The sequence below is a fragment of the Pseudomonas sp. lyk4-R2A-8 genome (assembly GCF_030209095.1).
Taxonomy (GTDB): Bacteria; Pseudomonadota; Gammaproteobacteria; order Pseudomonadales; family Pseudomonadaceae; genus Aquipseudomonas; species Aquipseudomonas quebecensis.
The window spans coordinates 34,546-53,169 of record NZ_JARVSS010000017.1; the positions used below are offsets into that span (position 1 = coordinate 34,546).

Below are 18,624 nucleotides of genomic sequence, written 5' to 3' on the forward strand. Positions count from 1 at the left end.
ACCCATGCCCAAAGGATTGATCCGCGCCGCCGGCGCCTTGTTGACTGCCCTGGCCTTGTACAGCTTACTGGGCTTTTTGATCCTCCCCGGCATTGGCCTTCGCATTGCCAACCAACAATTGGCCGAGTACGCCACGGTGCCGGCACGCATCGAGCGGATCGAACTCAACCCGTTCAGCCTTGAGCTGACGGTCTGGGGCCTGAAAATCGGAGAACCGGGCAAGGAGCATGTGGGTTTCGAGCGCCTGTACGCCAATCTTCAACTCGACAGCTTATGGTCCCGCGCCCTGCACCTGGCCGATGTGCAACTGGACAAGCCTAAAACCGAATTGCTGTTCGACAAATCCGGCCAACTGAACCTGGCGCAGTTGTTCAAACTGCCACCCAGTGAGCCAACGCCGACTGATCCTGACGCCAAGCCCTTTCCGCTGCGTATCGACAGCATCAAGCTGGCCGGTGGCTATGTGCACTTTGAGGACTTGCGCCCCAGCGAGCCCATCGAATTCCTCTACGACAAGCTCGACTTCGAACTGAAGAACCTCAGTACCCTGCCCGAAGACAACGCCGACATGACCCTGGTCGCCGCCGGCCCCGAGGGTGGGCATATCGACTGGAAAGGTAATTTCAGCCTGGTGCCGATTACGTCTCAGGGCACCCTGAAAGTCACCGACGGCAAGATGAAAGCCTGGTGGCCCTATGTGCGTGACGCCTTGCCACTGGTGCTTGAGGATGGCGTGCTCAACCTGAGCACCGACTATAAATTCAGTCTTGCCAAAGAAACCGAACTGAACCTGACCAACACCGCCGCCAGTATCGCGCCGTTTGCCATCAAGGCGCCGGACGGGCGGCCACTGGTACGCCTGGAGCGCCTGGACGTCAGCGACACCACGGTGGACCTGGCCAAACAACAAGTGGTCGTCGGCAAGATTCGCAGCAATAAACTCGAAACCTGGGCCGCGCGTGAGGCCGACGGGCAACTCGACTGGCAGAAACTGTTCGCCGGCCAACCGAGCAAACCGGCCAAGGCGGCGGAGCCGGCCAGCGCCCCTGCCACCGCTGACTCGCCCAAGGCTGAGCCCGCCGCGCCAAGCAAACCCTGGCAAGTGCTGCTCAAGGATGTGCAACTGCGCAACTACCAAGTGCATCTGGCCGATCGTCAGGCCAAGCCTGCGGTCGCACTGGAGCTGGGCCCGCTGAACGTCGACATGCAGAACTTCGACAGCCTCAACGGCAGCCCCTTCAACCTGAAGATCGATAGCGGCGTGGGTAAACAAGGCAAGCTCCAGGCGAGTGGCGAGGTTAACCTCAACCCGGTCAGCGCCAGGCTCAACGTGAATACCCAGGACATCGACCTGCGCGTCGCCCAGTCCTATATCAGCCCCTTCATTCGTCTGGAACTGCGCAGCGGCATGCTGGGCAGTAATCTCGCCGTCAATCTGAAAAGCACCGATCCGCTGGCGCTGCAGGTGACCGGCCGAGCGCAGGTCGATCAACTGCATACCCTCGACACCCTCAAGACCCGCGACTTTCTCAAATGGCAGCGTCTGGTGCTCGAAGGCGTGAATTACCAACATGGCGAAAGCCTGTCGATCGACAAGGTCAACCTGCTGCAACCGTATGCCCGTTTCATGATCAACGATGACCGCACCACCAATGTCGATGACCTGCTGATCCCGCAGCCGGCGGACACTGGCGCCAAGTCGGCGGCCAAACCGGCCGCGAGTAAAGACAAACCGCTGGGCATTCGCATTGGGCAGATTGCGATCAACGATGGTTCGGCCAATTTCGCCGACTTCAGTCTCACGCCCAACTTCGCCACGGCGATTCAACAGCTCAACGGCCAGATCGGTACCATCGACAGTCGCCAGGCCAAGCCTGCCAGCGTCGATATCAAGGGTAAGGTGGACCGCTATGCGCCAGTAACCATCAAAGGCAGTGTCAACCCGTTCGACCCGATGGCGGCGCTGGACATCGCCACCAGCTTTAAACGGGTAGAGCTGACTACCCTCACGCCTTATTCGGGCAAATTCGCGGGCTTCCGCATTCGTAAGGGCCGCCTGAACCTCGACCTGCATTACGTAATCATCAAGGGACAATTGAAGGCCGAAAACAAAGTCGTGGTAGAGCAGCTGCAACTGGGCGAAAAAGTCGACAGCGCCGATGCCGTGGATCTGCCGATCCGTCTCGCGGTCGCGCTGCTCAAGGACAGTGATGGCAAGATCTCCATCGAGCTGCCCGTCAGTGGCGACCTCAATAACCCCCAATTCAGTGTCATGCCGATCGTTTGGCAGACTTTGCGTAACCTGGTGGTTCGCGCCGCCACGGCGCCTTTCAAATTCATTGGTGGGCTGGTCACCGGCGGCGGTTCAGAAGATTTGGGCAACGTATCGTTCGCGCCCGGCTCCAGTGAATTGAGCAAAGACGCCGAGGGCGCGCTGAATAAACTGGCCACAGCGCTTAAAGAACGCCCTGCCCTGCGCCTGGAAATCGAAGGCACCGCCGCAGCCAGCAGCGACGGGCCATTCCTGGCTGAACAGCGCCTGGAGCGCGAATACCAATACAACTACTACAAGATGCTGCAACGTCGGGGCGACAAGGTTCCGGCCCAGGCGTCGTTACTGCAGGTCCCGGAAAACGAAAAAGCCCCGTTGCTCGAAGGCATCTACCGCACCCGCTTGAAACAGCAGCCGCCTGCGGAGTGGAAAGACCTGAGCCGAGACGAACGCTCGGCCAAACTCAAGGACGGCGTGATCAAGTTCTGGAGTGGCAGTGATGTGTTACTGCGCCAGTTGGGACAAGACCGTGCCAGCACCATCAAGGATTACCTTGTGGATAAGGGGCAATTGGAGGACGACCGGGTTTACTTCATTGACGCGCAGCTGGGGCAGGCTGAGAAGGATGGTCGGGTGGTGACACCGATGCATCTGGATGCTGAGTGATGGACGGCGTCATTCAGCCTCTTTATGACAGGTTTGAGTGCGGTGAGGGTCGGCGGGGGAAGCCGGCTCCGGTTGGGGCAAGCTCTCTAACTACAGCACGCTGGATCGCCACGTTTAATTGCTGCCTGAAATAGAACAGGCCCCGACACAAAGTGCCGGGGCCTGTAATGACCACTTCCGTGTGGTCGGTCGCATGAACCTCAGAGGTGCATTGAGTGGATATCTAACTCACGCGCCGCCGCCGCTAAGTTCAGACGAACTGTCGAGCGTTACTCAGCTTTCAGGCCGTCGGCCGATACAGCTTTAACGCCTTTGATTTTCTTGGTGATCGCAACAGCAGTGGCTTTCTGCGATTCGGTCACTGGGGTAGCGGAGGACAGGGAAACCACGCCTTTGTTGGTTTCAACCTTGATGTCGGTACCAGGAATACCTTTTTCGGTAACCAGATCAGCCTTCACTTTGGTAGTGATCCAGGTGTCCGAAGTGGCATCTTTGGATTTGTCGATGTTATCGGCTTTGACAGCGCCGCCAGCCAGCAGGCCGTCAGCGGAAACAGCGGTTACGCCTTTGATTTTCTTGGTGATGGCTACGGCAGTCGCTTTCTGCGAGTCCGAGATAGCTACGTCGGAAGACAGGGAAACCACGCCTTTGTTGGTTTCAACCTTGATGTCCGAACCTGGAATGCCTTTTTCAGTCAGCAAGTCAGCTTTGACTTTGGTGGTGATCCAGGTATCCGAAGTGGACTCTTTAGCCTTGGTCATCTCGCCAGCAGCCAGGGTCATTGGCGCCTGGGTAGGTTGGGCGAAGGCGGCGTTAGCCATGGCCAGGGTCAGAGCGGTAGCTGTTGCGGTAGCGAGAGCGAACTTCTTCATACGAGTAACTCCTGTTTTATCAAAAGTCTGCAGCGTGTAAACCTTGATGCTGCAGCGTTAACAGGGATATTGCAGACACTGTGCCAATTCTGTTCGGACGATTAAATCCTTAAAAAACAATGAGTTATAAAACATGGCTAATTTCGGAATCGTGCATATTGCATGAAGCCCCCTGCTCCTGCATGCAAGTTGCGGCTTTTGAATACGCATTAACCGTCTGATTTTCAGGCATTTTCCATCGCGCATAAAAAAGGACTCCGTAGAGTCCTTTTCTCAGCTTAAAAACCAGGGTGGTTAAACACCCGAAGCTTTGGCTGCTGCCACGTCTTTGATGGACAGTTTGATACGGCCGCGGTTGTCCACGTCCAGTACCAGCACTTCCACTTCCTGGCCTTCCTTGAGGATGTCGGTCACTTTTTCAACGCGAGCATCGCTCAGCATGGAGATGTGAACCAGACCGTCCTTGCCTGGCAGGATGTTGACGAATGCGCCGAAGTCGACGATGCGCTCAACCTTACCGACGTAGATCTTGCCGATCTCGGCTTCCGCAGTGATACCCAGCACGCGCTGACGCGCGGCTTCCGCAGCTTCCTTGGTTTCACCGAAGATCTTGATCGAACCGTCGTCTTCGATATCGATCGAGGCCTTGGTTTCTTCGCAGATTGCACGAATGGTCGCGCCGCCTTTACCGATAACGTCACGGATTTTGTCGGTGTCGATCTTCATCGCGATCATGGTCGGGGCATTTTCCGACAGCTCGGTACGCGACTGACCAATGATCTGGTTCATCTGGCCGAGGATGTTCAGGCGCGCTTCCAGGGCTTGGCCCAGGGCGATTTCCATGATCTCTTCGGTGATGCCCTTGATCTTGATGTCCATCTGCAGCGCGGTCACACCTTTGGCGGTACCGGCTACTTTGAAGTCCATGTCGCCCAGGTGGTCTTCGTCGCCCAGGATGTCGGTCAGGACGGCGAACTTCTCGCCTTCTTTAACCAGGCCCATGGCGATACCGGCAACCGGTGCCTTCATCGGTACGCCAGCGTCCATCAGCGCCAGGGAAGCACCGCACACGGAAGCCATGGAGCTGGAACCGTTGGATTCGGTGATTTCCGATACCACGCGGATGGTGTAAGGGAACACGTCAGCAGCCGGCAGCATGGCCTGAACCGAACGACGAGCCAGACGGCCGTGACCGATTTCGCGACGACCGGCACCGCCCATGCGACCACACTCGCCCACCGAGAAAGGAGGGAAGTTGTAGTGCAGCATGAAGGGGTCTTTTTTCTCGCCTTCCAACGTGTCCAGCAGTTGCGCGTCACGGGCGGTGCCCAGCGTTGCAACAACCAGCGCCTGAGTTTCACCACGGGTGAACAGAGCCGAACCGTGAGTCTTCGGCAGGACGCCGACTTCAATGTTCAGCGGACGCACGGTGCGGGTGTCGCGACCGTCGATACGTGGCTTGCCGTTAACGATGTTTTCGCGAACGGTGCGGTATTCGATTTCGCCGAAAGCTGCCTTGACGTCGCTGGCGGAAGGCTGGCCTTCTTCGCCGGACAGCTTGGCCACAACCTGATCCTTCAGCTCGCCCAGGCGAGCGTAGCGGTCGGCCTTGACGGTGATGGTGTAGGCGTCGGAGATGGCAGCACCGAACTCGGAACGGATCGCGGCCAGCAGCTCGGTCGCTTCAGCCTGTGGCGCCCAGGTCCAGGTTGGCTTGGCGGCTTCGGCAGCCAGCTCGGTGACCGCTTTGATAACGGCCTGGAACTCGTCGTGGGCAAACAATACAGCGCCCAGCATTTGGTCTTCGGTCAGCTCTTTGGCTTCCGATTCAACCATCAGTACGGCTTCCGAGGTACCGGCAACGACCATGTCCAGGCTCGATGCTTTCAGTTGCTCGTAAGTCGGGTTCAGCAGGTAGCCGGTGCTTTCGTGGAACGCAACACGGGCAGCACCGATCGGGCCATCGAAAGGAATGCCGGAGATGGCCAGGGCAGCCGAGGTACCGATCATCGCAGCGATGTCCGGATCGGTCTTTTTGCTGGTGGAAACGACGGTGCAGACAACCTGCACTTCGTTCATGAAGCCTTCTGGGAACAGTGGACGGATCGGGCGATCGATCAGTCGGGACGTCAGGGTTTCTTTCTCGGAAGGACGGCCTTCACGCTTGAAGAAACCGCCAGGGATCTTACCGGCAGCGTAAGTCTTTTCCTGGTAGTGAACGGAAAGAGGAAAGAAGCCTTTGCTTGGGTCAGCGGTCTTGGCACCCACAACGGTCACCAATACGGTGACGTCGTCATCAACGGTAACCAGCACTGCGCCGGAGGCTTGACGGGCGATACGGCCTGTCTCGAGGGTAACGGTCGACTGACCGAACTGAAATTTTTTGATAACCGGGTTCACGGTGTCCTACCTTCTTTGTGGCTCTTGGGGAACTTGTCTTCTTGCGAAATTCTTGGGCAATGCCGGGAATCGGCCCGACGCTCGTCCAGGGTAAAACGTGTATCCAGATAAAACTTGAGGCTGGGAGCCTGCCATGGGCCAGCGCAATCGCACTGACACACGGCAGACAACCAACCTCTAGCGCAATCGCTTATTAGCGACGCAGACCCAGGCGACCGATCAGAGCCTGATAACGACCCAGATCCTTGCCTTTCAGGTAGTCCAGCAGCTTACGGCGCTGGTTTACCATGCGGATCAGACCACGACGGGAGTGGTGGTCTTTACCGTTGGCCTTGAAGTGACCTTGCAGCTTGTTGATGTTGTGGGTCAGCAGTGCAACTTGCACTTCTGGCGAACCAGTGTCACCAACAGCTTGCTGATAGTCAGCTACGATTTGTGCTTTTTCTTGAACGTCGAGAGCCATGAGGCAATCCTTCTTTCAGGAAACCACCCAAAGGATGGTTTCAACAGGCCAGGGACAAATCCCTGTATCTAAAAATGAGTGTTGACCATGCCTGTTAACAGCCACACTCGTTCGGTCATTCTGACCGAATCAGTCGACGCGGCGCGATGCGCCCGTCTTCGCTCACTTCACCGATACCGATAAAGCGACCGTTATGATCCTGTACCCGCACCATGCCGAACTTCGGGGCATCCGGCGCGCGTACCGGCTGGCCGTTGAGCCAGTAGAACGCGCTGTGCTCCGAGAAGTGCAGCAATGGCCAATCCAGCAGCCCACTGTCCGATGGCATCAAAAAGCGATCAACCGCTTCATTGCCGCCTTCGGCATGCACCGCTTCCAGCTCTTCCAGGGTCACGGTCTGTGCCAGGCTGAAAGGGCCGGCCTGTGTGCGCCGCAGCTCTGCAACGTACGCGCCGCAACCGAGCTTTTCACCGATATCTTCCACCAGGGTACGGATATAGGTGCCTTTGCTGCAGTCCACCGCCAGGCGCGCGGTGTCGCCTTCACAGGCGAGCAATTCCAAGCGCGCAATAGTAACAGAACGCGGTTCGCGCTCCACTACTTCACCCGCACGCGCCAACTTGTAAAGCGGCTGCCCATCACGCTTGAGGGCCGAGTACATTGGCGGTATCTGACTGATTTCCCCGCGAAAAGCGGGTAAAGCAGCCTCAATATCAGCACGACCAACGGTCACATCGCGAACCTGCAGAACATCACCTTCGGCATCGGCCGTGGTGGTGGTCTTGCCCAGCTGCATCAGGGTTTCGTAACCCTTGTCGGAATCGAGCAGGTACTGCGAAAACTTGGTGGCCTCGCCGAAGCACAACGGCAATACACCGGTGGCCAGCGGATCGAGACTCCCGGTGTGCCCGGCCTTTTCGGCGTTGAGCAGCCAGCGGACCTTCTGCAGCGCGGCATTGGAGGTAAAGCCAATGGGCTTGTCGAGCAGAATAATGCCGCTGACATTGCGACGGATACGTTTGACCTGAGCCACCGCTTACTCCTTGGCGTCTTCAGGTGTGGACGGGTGCTGGCTGTCTTCAGCCACGGCACGCTCGATCAGTGCCGACAGGTGCGCGCCGCGTACGACGCTTTCGTCGTAGTGGAAGTGCAACTGAGGAACGCTGCGCAGCTTCATTTCACGGGCCAACTGCATGCGCAGGAAGCCTGCTGCAGCGTTAAGCACCTTGATGCTTTGCGCGATTTCTTCGCTGTTGTCCTGCCCCATCACGGTGATGAAGATCTTCGCGTGACCCACGTCGCGACTCACTTCCACAGCGGTGATGGTGACCAGGCCAACGCGCGGATCTTTGACTTCGCGACGGATCAGTTGAGCCAGCTCGCGCTGCATCTGATCGCCGATACGCTGGGTACGGCTGTATTCTTTTGCCATGTCTTGTTACCTGTTACTGCCACACGGTGAAACCCGTGGGGTCTGAAAGCGGCAAACGCCCGGCCTGACAAAAGCCAGACCGGGCGTTGCGTTTAGAGTCCGTACGCTGCGCGGGGCATTTGCATGCCCGCGCGCCGCGTGGCTCCGGAAGTGCGCGAGTCAGAGGCTGCGAGCAACCTGAACCTTCTCGAAGACTTCGATCTTGTCGCCAACCTTGACGTCGTTGTAGCTCTTGACCGCGATACCGCACTCCATGCCGGCACGTACTTCAGACGCGTCATCCTTGAAGCGGCGCAGGGATTCCAGCTCGCCTTCGAAGATAACGATGTCTTCACGCAGTACACGGATAGGACGGTTACGGTACACAGTGCCTTCGACAACCATGCAGCCGGCAACCGCACCGAATTTCGGCGAGCGGAACACGTCACGCACCTCGGCGATACCCAGGATATTCTCCCGAACGTCACTGCCAAGCATGCCGGTAAGGGCTTTCTTGACGTCTTCGATGATGTCGTAGATGACGTTGTAGTAACGCATGTCCAGGCCTTCCTGCTCGACAATCTTGCGAGCGCCGGCATCGGCACGCACGTTGAAGCCAAACAGTACAGCGTTGGAAGCCAGTGCCAGGTTGGCGTCGGATTCGGTGATACCACCGACACCGCCACCGACAACACGCACTTGCACTTCGTCGTTACCCAGGCCGTTCAAGGCGCCGTTCAACGCTTCGAGGGAACCACGTACGTCAGATTTGAGGACGATGTTAAGCGTCTTCTTCTCTTCCTGGCCCATGTTCTCGAAGATGTTTTCAAGCTTGCCGGCGTGAGCACGGGCCAACTTGACCTCACGGAACTTGCCTTGACGGAACAGAGCCACTTCACGGGCTTTCTTCTCGTCGGCAACCACGCTCATCTCGTCGCCAGCGTCCGGGGTACCGTCCAGGCCGAGAATCTCGACGGGGATGGCCGGACCGGCTTCCTTGATTGGCTTACCGTTCTCGTCGAGCATGGCACGTACACGGCCGTAGTTCGAACCGACCAGTACCATGTCGCCTTGGCGCAGGGTACCGTCTTGAACCAGCACGGTCGCAACCGGGCCACGGCCTTTGTCGAGGCGGGATTCAACCACAACACCACGGCCAGGAGCCGATGGGGTAGCGGTCAGTTCCAGGACTTCGGCTTGCAGCAGAACGGCTTCAAGCAGTTCGTCAACGCCAGTACCCATTTTTGCGGACACCGGTACGAATGGAGTGTCGCCACCCCACTCTTCCGACGTCACGCCGTGAACCGACAGTTCGCTACGGATGCGGTCGAGATCGGCGCCCGGCTTGTCGATTTTGTTCACGGCGACTACCAGCGGAACGCCAGCTGCCTTGGCATGCTGAACGGCTTCGATGGTTTGTGGCATTACGCCGTCGTCCGCTGCAACCACCAGGATCACGATGTCGGTCGCCTTGGCACCACGGGCACGCATCGCGGTAAACGCGGCGTGACCAGGGGTGTCGAGGAACGTCACCATGCCACGGTCGGTTTCAACGTGGTAAGCGCCGATGTGCTGGGTAATACCACCGGCTTCGCCAGCAGCCACCTTGGCACGACGGATGTAGTCGAGCAGGGAGGTTTTACCGTGGTCAACGTGGCCCATTACGGTCACAACCGGTGCACGGGAAACCGCTTCACCTTCAAACTTCAGGGACTCGGCCAGGGAATCTTCCAGGGCGGTGTCGCTGACCAGGGTCACTTTGTGGCCCAGCTCTTCAGCAACCAGTTGAGCAGTTTCCTGGTCCAGTACCTGGTTGATGGTAGCCGGAGTGCCCAGCTTGAACATGAACTTGATGATTTCAGCAGCCTTGACCGACATCTGCTGGGCCAGATCGCCCACAGTGATGGTCTCGCCGATCTTCACTTCACGCACGACAGGGCCGGTTGGGCTCTGGAAACCGTGGGCGTTGCGTTTCTTCAGCTTGGCCTTGCCGCGACCACCGCGACGGAAGCCATCGCTTTCTTCGTCGGTTGTACGTGGGGCAACGCGTGGAGCAGGCGCTTTCTCTTTGACCGAAGCACGATGCGGAGCGTTTTTGCGCTCGCCATCACCGCCACCACCGCGACGATTGTTATCGTCGGCACGTGGTTTGTCCGGACGACGAGGCTCGTCGCGCTTGCGGGCATCTGCTGCCGGAGCAGGTGCTGCAGCCACCGGAGCGGCCTCACGCACAGCTTCAACAGGAGCGGCAACCGCTTCAGTGTTAGCAGGTTGCGCAGCAGCAGGCTGGCGACGCGCTTCTTCTTCGGCGCGACGCTTGGCTTCTTCTTCAGCCTTCTGACGAGCAGCATTTTCTACTGCGCGACGTTCTTCCAGTTCGCGTTTACGCTCGGCTTCGATTTCTTCCGGGCTGCGCTGTACGAAGACTTTCTTCTTGCGTACTTCAACGCTGATGCTCTTGCTACCCGCAACACGCAGGGTGCTGGTGGTTTTGCGCTGCAATGTAATCTTGCGCGGTTCTTCCACTTTCGCCTTGTGGCTGCTCTTCAAGTGAGTCAGCAAAGACTGCTTCTCACTATCGCTCACACCTTCATCGGCGGCGGTGTGCGGCAGACCTGCCTCACGCATCTGCTGCAACAGGCGCTCTACCGGTGTTTTGACCTCATCGGCCAGTTGTTTCACCGTGACTTGCGTCATGCACTTCTCTCCTCAGGCCGCGCCTAGTTACTCGAACCAATGGGCTCGGGCGGCCATGATCAACTTGCCGGCACGATCTTCGTCAATGCCGTCGATGTCGAGCAGATCGTCAATAGACTGCTCGGCCAGGTCTTCGCGGGTAATTACGCCGCGCACCGCCAGTTCCATCGCCAAATCCTTGTCCATACCCTCAAGCGAGAGCAGGTCTTCGGCCGGATGGGCGTCTGCCAGCTTTTCCTCAGTAGCGATGGCTTTAGTCAACAAGCGATCCTTGGCCCGAGCGCGAAGCTCGTTGACGATATCTTCGTCAAAGCCGTCGATGTTGAGCATTTCTTCCAACGGTACGTAGGCAATCTCTTCCAGGCTGGTGAAGCCTTCATCTACCAGCACCTGTGCCAGCTCTTCATCGACTTCCAACTCTTCGATGAAGTTGCGCAGGATGTCACCGGTTTCAGCTTGCTGCTTAGCCTGGATGTCCGATTCGGTCATCACGTTCAGGGTCCAACCGGTCAGTTGGCTGGCCAGACGCACGTTCTGACCACCACGACCAATGGCCTGAGCCAGATTGTCTGCGCCAACGGCGATGTCCATCGCATGGGCATCTTCGTCAACGATAATTGCCGCCACTTCAGCCGGCGACATGGCGTTGATCACGAACTGCGCCGGGTTATCGTCCCACAGGACAATGTCCACGCGCTCACCGCCCAATTCGCCAGACACCGCCTGGACGCGCGAACCGCGCATACCAATGCAGGCACCTTGCGGGTCGATGCGTTTGTCTTTGGAGCGGACCGCAATCTTGGCGCGCGAACCCGGGTCGCGGGACGCCGCCATGACTTCGATCAGGCCTTCGGCAATTTCCGGCACTTCGATACGGAACAGCTCAATCAGCATTTCCGGAGCGGTACGCGACAGGATCAACTGAGGGCCGCGGTTCTCGGTGCGGATTTCCTTGAGCAGCGCACGCAAGCGCACGCCCACACGGAAGGTTTCGCGAGAGATGATGTCTTCACGAGCCAGCAACGCTTCGGCGTTATTGCCCAGATCGACGATCACATTGTCGCGGGTGACTTTCTTAACGGTGCCGGAGATGATTTCACCCAGGCGTTCGCGATAGGCGTCGACGACTTGAGCGCGCTCAGCTTCGCGGACCTTCTGCACGATGACCTGCTTGGCGGTCTGTGCAGCAATACGGCCGAATTCGATCGATTCGATTTTTTCTTCGACCACATCGCCAACCTTGGCACCAGGATGCGTTTCAGCAACCTTGCTCGGCCAGGTTTCGATAGCCGGATCGTCAAGATCGGCCTCTTCGACGACTGTCCAGCGACGGAAAGTCTCATAGGCACCGGTGTGGCGATTGATTTCCACACGCAGATCAACTTCGTCCTCAAAACGTTTTTTGGTAGCAGTGGCCAGGGCCAGCTCCAACGCTTCAAAAATCACGCTTGCCGGTACGCCCTTTTCATTGGATACCGACTCAACAACCAGCAGTACTTCTTTGCTCATCGTACGCCTCGCCTTTCGCAAGCCATTGGATCCGCGGGATCCGCGTCTCAGTCAAAACTGGGAATAATGTTGGCCTTGTCGACCATATCGATCGGCAACAGGAATTCATGGTCTTCTACCTGCACCACGACATCCTGTTCTTCTACACCGCGCAGAAGGCCCTGAAAGTTGCGTCGCCCTTCAAAGGGAGATCGCAGCTTGATCTTCACTTGTTCACCGGCATATTTAGCAAACTGCTCAAGAGTGAACAGTGGGCGTTCCATGCCTGGCGAGGAAACTTCGAGGGTGTATTCAACGGAGATCGGATCTTCAACATCCAACACACCACTGATCTGACGGCTGACAATGGCACAATCGTCCACCAGCACACCGCCCTCTTTATCGATATAAACGCGCAACATTGAGTGGCGACCTTGAGCCGAAAACTCAATACCCCAGCATTCATAGCCTAGGGCCACGACCACCGGGGCCAGCAAGGCCTGCAACTCTTCTAGCTTGCTCGACACCTGAACCCCCTCGTGCATGTATGTGCATGCTGTGCAAAATAAAAAAATGGGCGAAACGCCCATCCTTGAAACGCCGTCGAACAGCGGCGTTGAAAGTGTCCAGCTAACAAAAAGCCCCTTAAAAGGGGCTCCGCTAAAACTGGTTGCGGGGGCCGGATTTGAACCGACGACCTTCGGGTTATGAGCCCGACGAGCTACCAGACTGCTCCACCCCGCGACAAAGCTGGGGCGGAAGTATACGACCGATCCCTTGCAGGGTCAATGTAACCTTCCACCTACAAGAAAGCCCGCAACAGCGGGCTCTCCTGATAATTGGTACCGAGAAGGGGACTCGAACCCCTACACCCTATGGGCACAACCACCTCAAGGTTGCGTGTCTACCCAATTCCACCACCTCGGCAATACAACGTTTACAACTCTTCTTACTTCTGCTCTTGAGCTGGAGGTACGTCAGTCGCTGGAGTAGCCGACTTTTGCTCTTGAAGCACCGGAACATCATCAGAAGCCGGTTTTGCTTTTGGTACTTCCAACACTGCTGGATCTGGCAAACCTACTTGAGTCAGCACATGAGCTTTCTCTTTAGCAAAGTAACCTAACCCCAAGCTGGTTATGAAGAAACCGGCGGCAAGTATAGCAGTAAACTTACTAAGAAAGGTAGAGGAACCTTGGCTTCCGAATACAGTATTTGAAGCACCTGCACCGAAAGACGCACCAGCATCCGCACCTTTACCCTGTTGCAGCAAAACCAGGGCAACTACGCCCAGTGCAGCCAACAGATGAAAAACGACCACGACTGTTTCCAGCATTTTTTCAGTTTCCCGCGGCGCGACAGATCGCACCGAACTCATCTGCATTCAGGGAAGCTCCACCAATGAGCCCCCCATCGATATCCGGCATGCCGAACAGTTCGACCGCATTGGCCGCCTTCACGCTGCCGCCGTATAGAAGACGCACACCTTGTGCGACTTCAGAATTCTCTGCCGCCAACTGCGCGCGGATGGCTGCGTGCACATCCTGCGCCTGTTGCGGTGTAGCAGTCAGCCCGGTGCCAATGGCCCAGACCGGCTCGTATGCGATGACCGCTTTTGCAAACGCACCAACACCCAACTCTTCGATGATGCTGCCCAGCTGACGCGAGACAACCTCAAGAGTCTTGCCCGATTCGCGCTGCTCCAGGGTTTCCCCTATGCACAACACTGGGATCAGACCGCATGCCTGTGCCGCTGCGAACTTGCGATTGAGCATCCCATCGCGCTCACCCATCATCTGACGGCGCTCGGAGTGCCCGACAAGCACAAAGGAACATCCCGCATCGACCAGCTGACTCGGCGCAATTTCGCCGGTCAACGCACCTTGCATGGCTTCCACCGCAGAATTCTGCGCGCCGACCTGGATCGACTTACCCTTCAAGCCATCAACCACTTGGGCGATATGCAGGCAAGGCGGGAAAACCGCAACATCGACACCGCCAGGCAATGCCAAGTGACGAAGGCCATTGATCAGCTCAGCGACACTGGCGCGGGTACCGTGCATCTTCCAGTTACCAGCTACCATAGTGCGACGCATGCTGTACCTCGTCGGTCAAAGTGGGCGCAGATGTTACCCAACCCTTTCATCACTGGCAAGCCGAATTCAGGCGCAAACTTCAGTTACCAGTTTTGCCAGGTCTTCAGCGTGGCCGCGAACCTGTGTTTCATCTTCACCCTCGACCATGACACGCACCAGAGGCTCCGTGCCCGACTTGCGCAGCAATACCCGCCCACGCCCTTCCATCGCCAGGGTTACGCGCTCACAAGCGTCCTTGACCGCAGGGTGCTCAATCGGGTTTTCGCCTCCACCGAACCGCACGTTCAGCAGCACTTGCGGACACTTACGCAACGCCTGCCGCGCCTGAGCCAGGCTTTCCTCGCGACGACGCAAGGCCAGCAGCACCTGCAGCGCGGCGATAATCGCATCACCGGTCGTGGTGTGCTGGAAGCACACGATATGGCCCGAGTTCTCACCACCTATCTGCCAATTACGCTCGAGCAGCTCTGCGATGACATAACGATCACCGACATTGGCGCGAATAAAGGGAATGCCCAGATCTGCCAGGGCGAGCTCGAGCCCGAGATTGCTCATCAAGGTGCCGACCACACCCCCTTGCAACTTGTTACGCTCATGCAGGTCGCGAGCAATAATGAACAACAAGTCATCGCCATCCACGATGGTACCTGTGTGATCCACCATCAAAACACGGTCGCCGTCGCCATCGAAAGCGATACCCAGGTCTGCATGCTCGGCCAATACTGCGGCCTGCAACTGCTCCATATGGGTAGAGCCGCAGTTGTCGTTGATGTTCAAGCCGTTAGGCTGGGCCGACAACACAGTAACCTGTGCACCCAACTCCTTGAACACGCTCGGCGCCACCTTGTAGGTTGCACCGTGGGCGCAATCGACAACGATCTTCAACCCGGCGAAATTGGTGCTGCTTGGCACGCTGCTCTTGCAGAATTCAATGTAACGGCCGGACGCGTCATTAATACGCGAGACCTTGCCCAACTTGCTGGATTCGACCACTGTCATCGGCGCATCCAGCAACTCCTCGATCATCAGCTCAATCTCATCGGGCAGCTTGGTACCTTGACCCGAGAAAAACTTGATACCGTTGTCATCATGAGGGTTGTGCGAAGCACTGATAACAATGCCCGCCTCGGCATGGAAGGTACGCGTCAGGTAGGCGATGGCGGGCGTGGGCATTGGCCCCAACAGCATCACATCGGCCCCAGCCGCAGACAACCCGGCCTCCAGCGCAGACTCGAACATATACCCCGAAATTCGAGTGTCCTTGCCCACCAGGATGCGACACGCGCCCATGCTGCGGAACGCCATGCCCGCCGCCCATCCCAACTTGAGCATAAAGTCAGGGGTAATCGGGAACTCGCCGACCCGACCACGGATTCCGTCGGTGCCAAAATATTTTTTAGTCATAAGTGCTCCATCATTCTTATTCGGCTGATTCTACAGCGGCAATCATACGCACCACGTCCACTGTCTCGGCGACATCGTGCACGCGCAGAATTCGCGCGCCTTTGGTCAAGGCGAGTGCCGCCAGTGCAAGTCCGCCATACAGACGCTCACCCACCGGACGATTCAACGCCAGCCCTATCATGCTCTTGCGCGACACCCCTACCAACAGGGGCCGACCAAGGGCATGCAAGGACTCCAGGTGCTTGAACAGGCTTAAATTATGTTGCAGGGTTTTGGCGAATCCAAAACCCGGATCAAGGATGATCTGCTCCGGCGCAATACCCACGGCAGCACATTGGGCAATCCGCTCAGCGAGAAAGCCTGTTACCTCTCCCACCAAATCGTCGTAATGCGGGTTGTCCTGCATAGTGCCGGGCTCGCCCAACATGTGCATGAGGCACACCGGCAACCCGGTAGCGGCAGCTGCGTCCAACGCGCCATCGCGCCGCAGTGACCGCACATCATTGATCAAGCCAGCCCCCAAACGAGCAGTTTCGCGCATCACTGCGGGGGTCGAAGTATCAACGGAGATGATGACGTCCAACTCCCGGGCAATACGCTCGACAACCGGAGCGACCCGCTCCAACTCCTCAAGAGGAGAAACCACACGGGCACCAGGCCGAGTCGACTCACCACCGACATCGATCAACGTCGCGCCAGCCGCCACCATCGCCTCGGCATGACGCAACGCAGCGTCCTGCTGACTGAATCGGCCGCCATCAGAAAAGGAATCGGGGGTTACATTGAGGATACCCATGACGTGTGTATGGGCCAAATCAAGAACCCGGCTGCCGCAAGGCAACCGGGTGGAGGGCAACACAGAAGTCATTTCAAACCTTAGTGTTCGGCTGCAGGACCGCCGATCGGGGTTTCAGGGCGTTCATTCTGAACCACGGGCGGAGTGCCCGAGGTGCCTGAACCGCCTTCCCAGTCGCGAGGTTCGCGCGGCGGACGACCTGCCATGATGTCGTCGATCTGATCGGCATCAATGGTTTCGTATTTCATCAGCGCATCGGCCATGGCATCCAGCTTGTCGCGGTTATCGGTCAGGATCTGCTTGGCCGTACCGTAGCACTGGTCAATGATGCTGCGAACCTCGGAATCGATCAGCTTGGCAGTCTCACCCGAAAAACTGGCACTTTGACCGCCACCACCACGACCCAGGAACACCTCGCCATCTTCCTCGGCATACATCAAAGGACCGAGTTTTTCAGACAAGCCCCACTTGGTCACCATGTTTCGCGCTATCTGACTGGCTCGCATAATGTCGTTGGAAGCGCCGGTGGTCACACCGTCAAAGCCCAAGGTCATCTCTTCGGCAATCCGTCCACCATAAAGCGAGCAGATCTGGCTGATCAGCGCACGCTTGGAGAGGCTGTAGCGATCCTCTTCTGGCAGGAACATGGTCACGCCAAGTGCGCGACCTCGCGGAATGATCGAAACCTTGTACACCGGGTCGTGCTCAGGCACGACGCGCCCCACGATCGCGTGACCGGCTTCGTGATAGGCAGTGTTCTGCTTCTCTTTTTCGGACATGACCATGGACTTGCGCTCGGCGCCCATCATGATCTTGTCTTTAGCCAGCTCGAACTCTTTCATTTCTACAATGCGCTTGCCGGTACGCGCGGCAAACAGCGATGCCTCGTTCACCAGGTTGGCAAGGTCAGCACCGGAGAAACCAGGAGTACCACGGGCAATCACGGCCGGAGCCACATCGTCACCCATCGGCACTTTACGCATGTGCACTTTCAGAATCTGTTCGCGCCCGCGAATATCAGGCAAGCCAACCACCACCTGGCGGTCAAAACGGCCTGGACGCAGCAAGGCCGGGTCAAGCACGTCAGGACGGTTGGTCGCGGCGATGACGATGATGCCGTCATTCATCTCGAAGCCGTCCATCTCTACCAGCAGCTGGTTGAGCGTCTGTTCGCGTTCATCATGACCACCGCCCATGCCAGCACCACGATGACGACCAACAGCGTCGATTTCATCGATGAAGATAATGCACGGCGCATGTTTCTTGGCCTGCTCGAACATATCGCGAACACGGCTGGCACCGACACCAACGAACATCTCGACGAAGTCAGAACCGGAAATTGTAAAAAACGGCACCTTGGCTTCACCGGCAATTGCCTTGGCCAGCAAGGTTTTACCCGTACCCGGAGGGCCGACCATCAGCACGCCGCGCGGAATACGACCGCCAAGACGCTGGAATTTGCCCGGATCGCGCAGGAATTCGACCAGCTCACCGACTTCTTCTTTGGCCTCATCGCAGCCGGCAACATCAGCCAGCGTGGTTTTCACCTGATCCTCGGACAGCAGGCGTGCCTTGCTCTTACCGAAACTCATCGGTCCGCCCTTGCCCCCCGCGCCGCCCTGCATCTGGCGCATGAAGAACATGAAGACTGCAATGATCACAAGAATAGGGAAACTGGCCACCAGAAGCTGGGTCCAGATGCTCTGCTGTTCAGGCTGCTTGCCTTCAACCACCACGTGGTTATCGACCAGATCGCCGATCAGACCGTTATCCTGAATTGCCGGACGAATGGTCTTGAAGCTGTCGCCATCGTTACGCTTGCCGGTGATCACATAGCCATCTACCGCTACGCGCTCGACCTTGCCATCCTTGACTTGCTGGATGAAGTCGGAATAGTTGAGGGTCTGCGGCTCGTTAGGGCTGGAGAAGTTGTTCATCACCGTCACAAGGACAGCCGCGATGATCAACCACAGGATCAGATTCTTTGCCATATCGTTCAATTAACTACCCTCTGAAGCAAGCTCCGCTGCTGGCGCGCGCTTCGCATGATATTCACCGGCCT

General features: G+C 57.6%; 14 protein-coding genes and 2 tRNA genes. 1 reads left to right on the forward strand and 15 read right to left on the reverse strand.

Annotation, left to right across the window (positions count from 1 at the left end):
- Positions 1-4 precede the first annotated feature (4 nt).
- A complete protein-coding gene (locus QRN10_RS17705; protein WP_253509401.1) occupies positions 5-2,938 on the forward strand; it encodes a DUF748 domain-containing protein in 2,934 nt (977 codons plus the stop codon).
- 269 nt (positions 2,939-3,207) lie between these two features.
- Here the strand turns inward: QRN10_RS17705 and QRN10_RS17710 are convergent, their stop codons facing one another.
- The 15 genes from QRN10_RS17710 to ftsH all read right to left on the reverse strand — a co-directional run bounded on the left by QRN10_RS17710 (position 3,208) and on the right by ftsH (position 18,553).
- Positions 3,208-3,810, reverse strand: coding sequence for a BON domain-containing protein (locus tag QRN10_RS17710; RefSeq protein WP_181080011.1), 603 nt, complete (start codon positions 3,808-3,810; stop codon positions 3,208-3,210).
- A 294-nt stretch (positions 3,811-4,104) separates the two neighbouring features.
- Positions 4,105-6,210: a polyribonucleotide nucleotidyltransferase gene (gene pnp / locus QRN10_RS17715; protein ID WP_181080012.1), complete on the reverse strand. Its 2,106-nt coding sequence runs from the start codon at positions 6,208-6,210 to the stop codon at positions 4,105-4,107.
- Positions 6,211-6,403: 193 nt separating this feature from the next.
- On the reverse strand, positions 6,404-6,673 hold the full coding sequence (gene rpsO / locus QRN10_RS17720) for a 30S ribosomal protein S15 (protein WP_003176135.1): 270 nt from the start codon (positions 6,671-6,673) through the stop codon (positions 6,404-6,406).
- Positions 6,674-6,788: 115 nt separating this feature from the next.
- Positions 6,789-7,706, reverse strand: coding sequence for a tRNA pseudouridine(55) synthase TruB (gene truB / locus QRN10_RS17725; protein WP_034117853.1), 918 nt, complete (start codon positions 7,704-7,706; stop codon positions 6,789-6,791).
- 3 nt (positions 7,707-7,709) lie between these two features.
- The gene (gene rbfA / locus QRN10_RS17730) at positions 7,710-8,105 is read right to left on the reverse strand and encodes a 30S ribosome-binding factor RbfA (protein WP_065883945.1); all 396 of its coding nucleotides are present in this window, start codon (positions 8,103-8,105) and stop codon (positions 7,710-7,712) included.
- Between the two features lie 159 nt (positions 8,106-8,264).
- Complete coding sequence (infB, locus tag QRN10_RS17735; protein WP_181080014.1) at positions 8,265-10,781, reverse strand: translation initiation factor IF-2; 2,517 nt, start codon at positions 10,779-10,781, stop codon at positions 8,265-8,267.
- Between the two features lie 27 nt (positions 10,782-10,808).
- A complete protein-coding gene (gene nusA / locus QRN10_RS17740) occupies positions 10,809-12,290 on the reverse strand; it encodes a transcription termination factor NusA (RefSeq protein ID WP_181080015.1) in 1,482 nt (493 codons plus the stop codon).
- A 47-nt stretch (positions 12,291-12,337) separates the two neighbouring features.
- On the reverse strand, positions 12,338-12,796 hold the full coding sequence (rimP, locus tag QRN10_RS17745; protein WP_181080016.1) for a ribosome maturation factor RimP: 459 nt from the start codon (positions 12,794-12,796) through the stop codon (positions 12,338-12,340).
- Between the two features lie 140 nt (positions 12,797-12,936).
- Positions 12,937-13,013: transfer RNA gene (locus tag QRN10_RS17750), tRNA-Met, on the reverse strand.
- 96 nt (positions 13,014-13,109) lie between these two features.
- Positions 13,110-13,196, reverse strand: a tRNA-Leu gene (locus QRN10_RS17755).
- A gap of 22 nt (positions 13,197-13,218) precedes the next feature.
- Positions 13,219-13,602: a preprotein translocase subunit SecG gene (gene secG, locus QRN10_RS17760; protein WP_253509405.1), complete on the reverse strand. Its 384-nt coding sequence runs from the start codon at positions 13,600-13,602 to the stop codon at positions 13,219-13,221.
- 4 nt (positions 13,603-13,606) lie between these two features.
- The gene (gene tpiA / locus QRN10_RS17765; RefSeq protein ID WP_181080018.1) at positions 13,607-14,362 is read right to left on the reverse strand and encodes a triose-phosphate isomerase; all 756 of its coding nucleotides are present in this window, start codon (positions 14,360-14,362) and stop codon (positions 13,607-13,609) included.
- 66 nt (positions 14,363-14,428) lie between these two features.
- Positions 14,429-15,766, reverse strand: a complete 1,338-nt coding sequence (gene glmM, locus QRN10_RS17770) for a phosphoglucosamine mutase (RefSeq protein WP_181080019.1) — start codon at positions 15,764-15,766, stop codon at positions 14,429-14,431.
- A gap of 16 nt (positions 15,767-15,782) precedes the next feature.
- The gene (gene folP, locus QRN10_RS17775) at positions 15,783-16,634 is read right to left on the reverse strand and encodes a dihydropteroate synthase (protein WP_181080020.1); all 852 of its coding nucleotides are present in this window, start codon (positions 16,632-16,634) and stop codon (positions 15,783-15,785) included.
- 8 nt (positions 16,635-16,642) lie between these two features.
- The gene (gene ftsH / locus QRN10_RS17780) at positions 16,643-18,553 is read right to left on the reverse strand and encodes an ATP-dependent zinc metalloprotease FtsH (RefSeq protein ID WP_181080021.1); all 1,911 of its coding nucleotides are present in this window, start codon (positions 18,551-18,553) and stop codon (positions 16,643-16,645) included.
- Positions 18,554-18,624: the final 71 nt, after the last annotated feature.